7 protein-coding genes and 3 tRNA genes are annotated in these 10,306 nt (G+C 63.2%); 1 reads left to right on the forward strand and 9 read right to left on the reverse strand.

The window, feature by feature from the left end; translation table 11 throughout:
- Positions 1 to 4 precede the first annotated feature (4 nt).
- Positions 5 to 769, forward strand: a complete 765-nt coding sequence (locus L0D16_RS03090; RefSeq protein WP_243029987.1) for a DciA family protein — start codon at positions 5 to 7, stop codon at positions 767 to 769.
- 107 nt (positions 770 to 876) lie between these two features.
- On the opposite strand, the gene L0D16_RS03095 is transcribed toward L0D16_RS03090, so the two are convergent.
- The 9 genes from L0D16_RS03095 to pgi all read right to left on the reverse strand — a co-directional run bounded on the left by L0D16_RS03095 (position 877) and on the right by pgi (position 10,228).
- Positions 877 to 953 (reverse strand) — tRNA-Val (locus tag L0D16_RS03095).
- Position 954: 1 nt separating this feature from the next.
- Positions 955 to 1,029, reverse strand: a tRNA-Glu gene (locus tag L0D16_RS03100).
- A 6-nt stretch (positions 1,030 to 1,035) separates the two neighbouring features.
- Positions 1,036 to 1,111 (reverse strand) — tRNA-Lys (locus L0D16_RS03105).
- Positions 1,112 to 1,162: 51 nt separating this feature from the next.
- A complete protein-coding gene (locus L0D16_RS03110) occupies positions 1,163 to 1,864 on the reverse strand; it encodes a hypothetical protein (protein WP_243029988.1) in 702 nt (233 codons plus the stop codon).
- A 57-nt stretch (positions 1,865 to 1,921) separates the two neighbouring features.
- Positions 1,922 to 4,297 carry a cytochrome c oxidase subunit I gene (gene ctaD / locus L0D16_RS03115; protein WP_243029989.1) on the reverse strand — a complete coding sequence of 792 codons (2,376 nt, stop codon included), beginning with the start codon at positions 4,295 to 4,297 and terminating at the stop codon, positions 1,922 to 1,924.
- A 14-nt stretch (positions 4,298 to 4,311) separates the two neighbouring features.
- Positions 4,312 to 5,325 (reverse strand): cytochrome c oxidase subunit II, encoded by a 1,014-nt coding sequence (coxB, locus tag L0D16_RS03120; RefSeq protein WP_243029991.1) that lies wholly within the window; start codon positions 5,323 to 5,325, stop codon positions 4,312 to 4,314.
- Positions 5,326 to 5,334: 9 nt separating this feature from the next.
- Positions 5,335 to 7,155, reverse strand: a complete 1,821-nt coding sequence (locus tag L0D16_RS03125; RefSeq protein WP_243029993.1) for a heme o synthase — start codon at positions 7,153 to 7,155, stop codon at positions 5,335 to 5,337.
- A gap of 165 nt (positions 7,156 to 7,320) precedes the next feature.
- Entirely contained in the window at positions 7,321 to 8,910 is a 1,590-nt protein-coding gene (gene pckA / locus L0D16_RS03130; protein ID WP_243029995.1) for a phosphoenolpyruvate carboxykinase (ATP), read from the reverse strand.
- A 52-nt stretch (positions 8,911 to 8,962) separates the two neighbouring features.
- Positions 8,963 to 10,228, reverse strand: a complete 1,266-nt coding sequence (gene pgi, locus L0D16_RS03135; protein ID WP_243029997.1) for a glucose-6-phosphate isomerase — start codon at positions 10,226 to 10,228, stop codon at positions 8,963 to 8,965.
- Between the last annotated feature and the right edge of the window lie 78 nt (positions 10,229 to 10,306).

Genomic DNA, 10,306 nt, shown 5'->3' on the forward strand with positions numbered 1-10,306 from the left:
TCCCATGCCCTGGCACCTTAAGGAGGTGATCCCCGAGGCCCTTAAGAAGGCCGGGGGGAAGGAAAAGCTGAAGCGGGGCCTGGTGCTGGCCGCCTGGCGGGAGGTGGTGGGCAAGGAGCTTGCCCGCCTGAGCGAGCCCCTGGCCCTCGAGGGGGGTGTCCTCACCGTACGCGTGGCCGACCCCGTCACCGCCCATCAGCTCACCTATAGCCGCCTGGCCCTCGTGCGGCGCTATGAGGAGCGCTTCCCCGGAGCGGTGAGGGAGATCCGCTTCGTGGTGGGCGCCTTGGAACAGGAGGCGCCTAGCCCTCAAGAGGCTCCGGAAGATCCCGAGAGGCTCCTTTGGGCAAACCGCCGGGCCCTGGAGTTGGCGGCCAAGGCGCCGCCGGAGCTGCAGCAGAAGGTGGCCCGCGCCGCCCTGGCCCTGTTAAAACAAGACCGAGGGCAACCCTGCCCCATCTGCCACAGCCCCAGTACCCAACACCCTTGCCCCACCTGCCGCCGCCTTCTGGAAAGCCCTTGGGTGCGCAAGGAAGCCGAGCGCCTGAAGCGGGGCCGGCCCACCTCCCTTGAAGGCGAAGCCCTTCTGGTGGCCCGCCATCTGGCCCGGAAATCCCTTCTTGAGGAAATGGAGGCCCTCTTTCCCCAGGCCCTGCGGGATGAGGGGCTACGTCCCCTCCTAAAGGACCTGGCTAAGCGCTTCCAAACCCTCTTCCCCCAGGAACCCTTGCCCGAAGCGGTGAAAAGCCTCTTGGCCAAGGAACCTTAGGGCTTGGCCTGTAGGGACCCATCCCGGAAGCGCATCCCCGGAACCCTTTAGCCCGCAAAGCGGCTTCCCCCCTCGGCAGCGAGGGGGGAAGTCTGGCGTGGCCATCGTGGTGGGCGGCAGAGGATTTGAACCTCTGACCTCTCGCTTGTAAGGCGAGCGCTCTGACCAGCTGAGCTAGCCGCCCGTGGTGACCCCAGGGGGAATCGAACCCCCGTTTCGGCCTTGAGAGGGCCGCGTCCTGACCGCTAGACGATGGGGCCCCGCTTTGGTGGGCCGTGCAGGATTCGAACCTGCGACCTACCGATTAAAAGTCGGTTGCTCTGCCAGCTGAGCTAACGGCCCAACAGCCTTAGTGATTATAGGCGAAGGGCAAGGGCTTGTCCAGGGCACGGACTAGGAAAGCCCCCTTAGCCGCTCTAGGAACCAAAGCCCAAAGGCCTCCTCCTCTGCCCTCTGCCGCAGGGCCTCGAGGTTGAAGGGTCTAGGTTCCAGGACCTCCAAAGCCCGTTTCGGAAGGGGAGCCTCCTCCAACAAGGCAAAAAAGGCCTCATCGGCCCAAGGGGGCACCCAGGCCCCGCTGCGGCACAGGAAGGCCCGATGAAACATCCCCTCCACCGGGCCACCAGGGTCTTTGGCCCGCACCAGGGGAACCCTGGGCTCAGGCTCCAAAGAGGGATCGCGCCAAGGAGGGTAGAACACCCGGAGCCTGGCCCCCTCCTTGGCGTAGTAGACCATCCAGTCATCGCAGGCGGGCTCCTCCCCCAAGGGGCGATACCCAGCGTCGTGATGGGCGTCAAAGAGGACCACTTCCCGTATCCCCTCGCGCACCTCGGGATGAAAGGCCAAGGCGTTGGAGTCGGCATAGTAAAGCTGGGCATCGGGAGCGAAGGTAAAGCGTTCCCAAAACCCTTCCCAGCCCTGGGCTTGGGGCAAAGGCAGCCCCCTTAGGAGAAAGGCCAAGGCCCGTTCCTCCCAGGCCTCCCCCAGGTAGTAGGGGGTTTCAAAGTGGGCCCAGGAGTAAAGGGACGCCAGGGATAGAGCTGGGTCTTGGGGCACGGGAAAAAAGTAGTCAAAGTCCACCACCAGAAGCCGCATCCTCTTCCATACATAGCAAAGCCCCCGCCCAAGGGGCGGGGGCTAGAGGGCCGAACCCTACCAGACGTAGAAGAGGACCACGATGAACAGCCAGACCGCATCCACCAGGTGCCAGTACATGCTGGCCGCCTCGAGGGTGCCGTGGTGGTGCTGGCTGATCTTGCCCCTTAGGGCCTGGAGGTAGGCCAGGATGAGGCCAAAGCCCCCGATCACCACGTGCAGGCCGTGGAGGCCCACGATGGTGAAGAAGGTGGCGGTCCAGAGCTTCTCCTGCCAGCTGGAGTGGTGGTAGAACTCATAGAACTCGTAGGACTGCACCAGGAAGAAGAGGACCCCCAGGATAATGGTGACCAAAAGGCCAAAGCGGAAGGGGCTGAACCGGCCCCGCCTTAGGTCGTGGTGGGCAAAGTGCACGGTGAAGGAGGAGCTCACCAGGAAGAAGGTGTTAAGGAGGGCAAGCCCCAAGGCCGGCCGCTCCTCCGGAGGCACGGCCGCGCCAGTAAGGCGGAGGTACAAGTAGCCGGCGATGAGGATGGCGAAGAGCCCCACTTCCGAAACGATGAACCAGGCCATCCCCATCCAGGCGTTGGACTTGCCGGAAAGGGTGTGGTGCTCCACCGGGTGGCTGTACTCGTCCTCCAGGGCCCAGCGGATGAGGCCATAGGCGAAGAGGGCCAGGAAGACCCACATCCAGACGTTGGGCACGGGCAAGGCGGCCACGCTGACAAAGAAGGCGAAGAGGGTGGCGGCAGAGTAGAAGGGCCAGAAGGAGCTGTTGGGCAGGTGGATGTGGCTGGGATCCTCCGGCTTCAGCTCCACCCCCTTCTTGGCCCAGTCGTAAAGGGGCCTTTCCGAGGGGAAGTCCTTGGGCAGGGCCACGTCAAAGTTGTGGGCCTTGGGCGGGGAGCTGGTGAGCCACTCCAGGGTGTACCCGCCCCAAGGATTGTCGGGGGCCTTCTCCCCGGAGCGCAGGCTCTTCCACATGGCGTAGATCCATACCAGGCCACCCAAGCCCAGGATGAAGGCCCCGATGGTGGAGATGAGGTTCAGTTCCGCCCAGCCGGCGATGTCGGCGTTGTAGGTGTAGTACCGCCGAGGCATGCCCAGGAAGCCCAGGGCGTACTGGGGCAAGAAGACCAACAGGTAGCCCACCAGGAAAAGCCAGAAATGGAGCCGCCCCAGACGCTCGTCGTACATGCGGCCCGTCATCTTGGGCCACCAGTAGTAAAGCCCGGCGAAGGCCCCAAAACCGGACCCCGCCATGAGCACGTTGTGGAAGTGGGCCACCACAAAGTAGGAGTCCTGGAAGTGGTAGTCCAAAGGGGTCATGGAGAGCATGACCCCGGTGATCCCCCCCAGGAGGAAGTTGAAGATGAAGCCCAAGACCCAAAGCAGGGGCGTCTTCATCTGCAAATGCCCGCCCCAAAGGGTGCCAATGAGGTTAAAGAGCTTCACCCCCGTGGGCACGGCAATGAGAGCCGTAAAGAAGGCGAAGGCGATCTGGAAAACGGTGGACTCCCCCACGGTGAACATGTGGTGGGCCCAGACCATGGTGCCCAAGACCACGATGCCCATCTGGGCCCAGACCATCTGCTTGTAACCGAAAAGGGGTTTACGGGCAAAGGTGGAGGCCACCTCCGCCAGGATGCCCAGGTAGGGGAGAAGCATCACGTACACCGTGGGGTGGGAGTAGAACCAGAAGAACTGCTGGAAAAGCACGGGGTCGCCGCCGATCTCGGGATTAAACCAGGAAAGCCCGATCTTCCGGTCCAGCAACACCAGTAGGGTGGCCGAGGTAAGCCCCGCCAAGCTGAAGAGGTTGAGGACGCTGGCGGCAAAGACGCTCCACACGTACATGGGCATCTTCCACATGCTCATCCCCTGGGCCCTAAGGTTGTAGATGGTGGCGATGAAGTTGGCGTTGCCCAAGAGGCTGGAAAAGCCCAGGAGAAGGATGGCGGCCATGTAGAAGTTCACCCCGCTACCCGACTGCACGGAGAAGGGGTAGTAGAAGGTCCAGCCCACGCTGGGAGCTCCCCCGGGGAAGAGGTAACTCATGAGGGCCAGGATGATGGCACCCAGGAAAGCCCAGTAGCTGAAGGCGTTCACCCGGGGAAGGGCCACGTCCCGAGCCCCCAGCATGAGGGGCACCACGAAGTTGCCAAAGCCCGTGAGGCCGGCCTGGATGATGAAAAAAAAGAGCATGGTGGCCCCGTGCAAGGTGAGGACCTGGTTGTACTGCTCTCCGGTCAGCAAGTGATTGTTGGGCACCGCCAGCTGGGCCCGGATGAGCAAGGAGAATACCCCCGCTAGGGCAAAGGCAAAGAAGGCGGTGGCGGTGTAAAGAAGCCCGATCTTCTTGTGGTCCACCGTGGTGAGAAGGTCCCACAGGACCGCCCAGAAACCCGCTTTCGGCTTGGTTGCGATGGCCATCTTCCTAAACCTCCTTAGAACCTAGGCAAGGCCTTGAAGTCCAAACCCTCCACCTTGAGCCCGTCCAGGTAGCGCACCAAAGCGTCCAGGTCCTCTTCGGAAAGCTGCGGAAAGCCGGGCATCTTGGCCCCCGGTTTCATAGCGGCAGGGTCCTTGATCCAGGCCTTCAGGTGCTCTGGCGTATAGTCCACAATCCCCGCCGCCAGGCTTACCCGGTTGCCGGTAAAGCCCAGCTCCGGACCGATAACTGCCGGCGGCATCTTGCCCTGGACCCCGTGGCAGGCCATGCAGTTTTGCTGGAAGACCTCCTGGCCCCGGGCATCGGCCACGGGGGGCGTGTAGCCCTTAGCTGCCTCCACAAACCGGTCAAACTCCTCCTTGGGCAGGACGATGGCCCGGAAGAGCATGCGGGAGTGGCTGGGACCGCAAAGCTCCGCGCAGAAGCCGTAGTAGTTTCCGGGCTTCTCCGGTGTAAAAGATAATAGGGTCTTTTGTCCCGGAATGGCGTCCCGCTTGCCCGCAAGCCCTGGCACCCAGAAGGAATGGATCACGTCCTTGGAAGTGATTTCCAGTACCACCGGAACCCCTGCGGGCAGGATGAGCTCGTTGGAGTTGCGGAAACCCAGCTCGGGGTAGTTGAAATCCCACCAGAACTGGTAGCCCACAACCTCCACCTTCAAGGCCCCGGCGGGGAGCTGGTTGACTTGGATAAGGCTCCGAGCGGTGAGCCCGAAAAGGACAAAGACGATAAGGAGGGGAATCACCGTCCAGATGACCTCGAGGCGGTCGTTGCCATGGACCTGGGGTGGCTCCCCCTGTTGCCCTGGCTTAGCCCGGAACTTCCACGTCACGTAGGCCAAGGCCCCCGCCACCACCCCAAAAATGAGGATGGCAAAGACCAAAACCCAGACCAGGAGAAAGTTGGTCTCTCGGTTGAAAGGGGATACGGGGTGGGTAATGGCCACCCGATGGGCCTCCTGGGCCAGGGCTAAACCTAAGAAACTGAGCGCCGCTACAACTCCTTTCATCTTCCCTCCCTAAAGCACCCGGTCCACCGCCATGGCCACGAACAAGAGGGCCAGGTAGAGCATGGAGTATTTATACAGCGAAACCGCCGTCCTCCGCTCGGGCTGGCGGTAGAGGGCAAGGCTCTTAAGGATAAGTAAAGCATTAAGGGTAAGGCTAAAGAAGAAGTAGACGAGACCAAGCTCCCCTAGAAGAAGGGGCATGAGGGAGATCAAGGCGGTAAGGACCGCATAAAGGGCGATCTGCATCACCGTAACCCGCTCCCCCAACACCACGGGCAGCATGGGCACGCCCACAGCCCGGTAATCGTCCTGGATCATGAGGGCCAAGGCCCAGAAGTGCACCGGGGTCCAGAAGAAGATGAGGGCGAAAAGGTACCAGGCAAAGAGGCTTAAATCACCGGTTACCGCCGCCCAGCCCACCAAGGGAGGAAAGGCCCCTGCCGCCCCGCCGATGACGATGTTGTGCCAAGTGCGCCGCTTGAGATAAAGGGTGTAGACCAGCACGTACCAGATAAGGCCCATAAGGGCCAGGGTGGCCGTGAGGAGGTTCGCCCCCCACCAGAGGAGCAGGAAGGAAGAGAGGGCCAGGGCAAAGGCAAAAAGGAGGGCATCCCTACTGGAGATCCGCTGGGTGACCGTGGGCCTTTTGGCCGTGCGGCGCATGCGGGCGTCTATATCCCGGTCCACCACCATGTTGATGGCGTTGGCCGCCCCTGCCATCATGTACCCCCCTAGGGCCACCACCAGGAATAGGCCCGTCCCTGGCCAGCCCTTGGCGGCGATGAGCATGGCCAGGAGGGTGGTGAAGAGGAGCAGGCTTATGACCCGGGGCTTGGTGAGGGCCAGGTAGTCCTTCCAGGTGGCCCCGCCGGTGCCGCGGTGCACCGAAGCCCCTGCGCCCTCCCCTAACTCCACCCGCCTGGCCCCTCGAGCCAGGGCTGCAGCCATAAGGAGAACAAAGATGAGCCAAACTGCGTACGCCAGGAGGAGGTGGAGGATCTGCATCCAAACGGGGGCTTTAAGCCAAACGTTCACCAAACCGGCCAAAAGCTGCACCGCGTAGAGGTAAGCCAGGGCGTGAGCCAAGCGGCGGGTGTGGGAAGAAGGCCTGAGGTGGGCTACCAGGTAACCGGCGAAGACCACGTAAAGCCCCACGCTTACCGCGATAAGGGGGTGGAGGACCCTGAGGCGCACCAGGAAGTGCTCACCAGGGGTGAGGGAGCGCTCCAGGGCCTCGAGGGTGTTCCGCACGGGGAAGAGGAGGTCCCCTAAAGCGGTCACCGCCCCGCTCATCCCCAGGAAAAGGAGGGCGAGAAGGCCCAGAAGCAAGGCCACCCCCACGGCACCCTGCCCCCTAAGGCGCAAAGGCGCACCCCCCGAGGCCCACCAGGCGGCGAGGGCCAAGGAGGCCAGGAGAAAATAGGTGTTGGCCAGGTGCACCATCTGCACCACGGCCCGGGCCGGGCTCACGTTGTGGGCCGTCCAGCCGAAGAGGACCAGGGAGGCCCCCACCAGGCTCTCGGTGATCATAAAGAAAAAGGCCAGCCCTGCCCCCAGCCGCACCGGATGGCCCTTGGGAAAGAGGCGGAAGGCCAGAAGGGCCAAAAGAAGCACGGAAAGGAAGGCCAGACCCGAGGTGGCCCGGTGGGTGAACTCGATGAGGGTCTCCACCTGGGGGCTTCTGGGGATGATCTCCCCATTGCAGGTGGGCCAGTGGGCGCCGCAGCCCGCCCCCGACCCCGTGGCCCGCACGTAAGCCCCCCAGAGGGCCACCAGGATGTTCCACACCAAGACTCCCCAGGCGTAACGGCTAAACCAGGCTTGGCTCATAACATGCCCGTCCCCCAGACGGTAGTGCCTACCATTCTGCCAGAAGACCTTATCCGGGGGTGAAGTACATTTGTCCCTTCCATTACCTGCCACTTAGGAGCCTAAGACCCCCCGGCCCCGTTTGGCAAGGGGTTGGCCCCTAAGCCCAGCCTTGCAGGCTCGCTTCTATCCCACCCTCGGCCCCGCCTGGAGCACCGCCTCCTCTACCCCGTCGGCGTATTTACGGAAGTTTTCCTGGAAAAGTGTGGCCAGCTTCCTGGCCTGCCGGTCATAGGCTTCCTTGTCGGCCCAGGTTTCCCGCGGGTCCAGAAGCTCCTTCGGTACCCCGGGCACCTCCCTGGGTACCTCAAAGCCGAAGACGGGGTCCTGGCGGTAAGGAACCCCCTCGAGGGCCCCGCTTAGGGCCGCCTGCAAGAGGGTGCGGGTGAGGGGAAGGGGGAAACGCCGGCCCACCCCGTAAGGTCCCCCGGTCCAGCCGGTGTTCACCAGGTACACCCTGGGGCCGTGCCTCTGGATCTTCTCCCCCAGCATCCGGGCATAAACCCCGGGGTGAAGGGGCAAAAAGGGTGCCCCGAAGCAGGCGGAAAAGGTGGCCTTGGGCTCGGTGATCCCCCTTTCTGTCCCCGCCACCCGGGCGGTGTAGCCGGAAAGGAAGTAGTACATGGCCTGCTCTGGGGAAAGGCGAGCGATGGGGGGCAGAACCCCATAGGCGTCGGCGGAGAGGAAGAAGATGGCCTTGGGATGGCCCGCCATACCCGAGTCCACCACGTTTTCCAGGTGGGCAAGGGGGTAAGAGGCCCGGGTGTTCTCGGTCTTGGTGTCGTCATCCCACTCCACCCGGCGGCTTTCCGGGTTCACCACCACGTTCTCCAGAATGGCCTCAAACTGGTTGGAGGCTTTATAGATGAGGGGCTCGTGCTCCGGGGAAAGGCGAATGACCTTGGCGTAGCACCCTCCCTCAAAGTTGAATACCCCCTCCCCGCTCCATCCGTGCTCGTCGTCCCCGATCAAAGGCCTTTCCGGGTCGGTGGAAAGGGTGGTCTTCCCCGTCCCGGAAAGGCCGAAGAAGATGGCCACATCCCCTCCCTGCCCCACGTTGGCCGAGGCGTGCATGGGGAAGACCCCTTGCTTGGGCATGAGGTAGTTCATCACGGTGAAGATGCTCTTCTTGATCTCCCCGGCGTACTTGGTGCCCACGATGAGCACCAGCTTTCTCTGGAAGCTGATGCCCACGAAGACCTCGCTCCGGGTACCGTCCCGCCCGGGGTCAGCCAGGAAGTAGGGGGCATGGACCACGGTAAAGCCGGGAGCGAAGGGCTCCACCTCGTCGTCCTCGGGGAAGCGGCGCGGGAGGATGAACATGTTGCGGGCAAAGAGGGCGTGCCAGGGGCTTTCCGTCACCACCCTTACCGCCAAGCGGAAACGCTTGTCAGCCCCGGCGTAAAGGTCCTGGACATAAAGCTCCCGGTCGGAAAGGTGGGCAGCCACCCTCTCCAAGAGGGCCTGGAAGGCCTCTGGGGCGAAGGGCTGGTTCACCTCGCCCCACCAGATTTCCTCCTCCACCCCAGGCTCCCGCACCACGAACTTGTCCTTAGGACTTCTCCCCGTGTAGGGGGTGGTGTCCACCACCAAGGACCCCTTGTGGGCCAAAAACCCCTCCCCCCGGGCCAGGGTGTGCTCCACCAGGATGGGGGAAACCGTGTTCCAAAAAACCTGCTTCCTCGGTTTGATGCCCAAAGGCTCCAGTCGGTCCATAGCGACCCCCTTATGCCTAGGGCATCATACACTTATTTCCACGCTTCCAAGGCTAGGCGCCGTATCCGGGACGTCCCAGAAGGGCCAAGGTTAAGCGCTTACCCAGCTCCACCCCGGGCTGGTCAAAGGCGTTCACCCCCCAAAGCTCCCCCAGGAAAGCGGTCTGCCACATGAGGTGTTGCAAAAGCCAGCCCACGGCGTAGGGGGAAACCTCCGAGAGGTACAGGATGTAGGTCCTCTGCCCCGCCTCGGCCAAGGCCTGGTAGGTGGCCTCGGCCTCGGCCCTTAGAAGCTGGAACAGGCCTTTGCCAAAGAGGTAACCCGCCTCCTCCTCGAGGCCTTCCACCCGGGGCAGGGTGAGGTCCTCCGTGGCCCTTTCCGGCACCACCAAAACGATGAGCTTGTCCAGGGGACCTTCCCGGAAGAGCTGCACTTGGGCGTGCTGGTCCTGAGGGCCCAAGGCGGGCACCGCGGTGGTGCCCACCCGGTTGCCCTCCCCGTCCCGCTTGCCCAAGGACTCATCGTGGAGCTGGACAAACCAGGCAGGAAGGTATCGGAGTCGCTCGGAGTAGACCATGAAGACGGTGATGGGCAGCTGGCGGTGGAGGTGCTGCAGGAGGGCGGTCTGCAGGGGCAGGTTCTCCTCCAGGGGAGCCAGGGCCACCTCATTGGCCTTCCTGGCCCCCATGAGGAGGGCCTCCAGGTCCATCCCAGCGAAGGCCAAGGGGAGGAGGCCCACCGGGGAGAGCACGGAAAAGCGCCCCCCCACGTTTTCCGGAATGGCAAAGGCCAAGAGACCCTCCCTTTCCGCCAAAGCCCGTAGCGCCCCCCGCCGGGGGTCGGTGGTGAGGACCAGGTGCCGCCGCCAGTCCTCCCCCAGGTTTTCCCGAAGCCAGTTTAGGAAGATGAGAAGGGCGGCCAGGGTTTCCGCGGTAGCTCCCGACTTGGAAACCGCATTCACCAGGGTCTTCCGGGGGTCCAGGCCCCGAAGGAGCCGGAGCACGGGCTCCGGCTCCACGTGGTCCGCGTAGTGGAAGCGCACCCCGCTTTCGTTGAAGGCGGTCTCCAGGGCCTTAGGCCCCAGGGCGCTCCCCCCGATGCCCAGAAGGACAAAGTCCTCCACCCAAGGGTTGGCCTCGCGGTAGCGGCGGATACTCCTTAAGGTTTCCGTGTCCTCGGGAAGGTCTATCCAGCCCAGCATGCTTTGGGGATCCTTCCGCTTGAAAAGAAGGGCCTCCCGAGCCCTTAAGAGGACGGGGGCCTGCTCCTTAAGGGCCTCCGGGAAACGGGAAAGGAAGCGGGTATCCAGCCTGAGCATGGACCCATGCTACCGGGAATCCAGGGGAAAGGCCACCAGGTTGGGTGGGAAAAGGAATAACCCCCAGGCTATGGGGAG

The organism is Thermus altitudinis, assembly GCF_022760835.1.
In the GTDB taxonomy this organism is placed as follows: domain Bacteria; phylum Deinococcota; class Deinococci; order Deinococcales; family Thermaceae; genus Thermus; species Thermus altitudinis.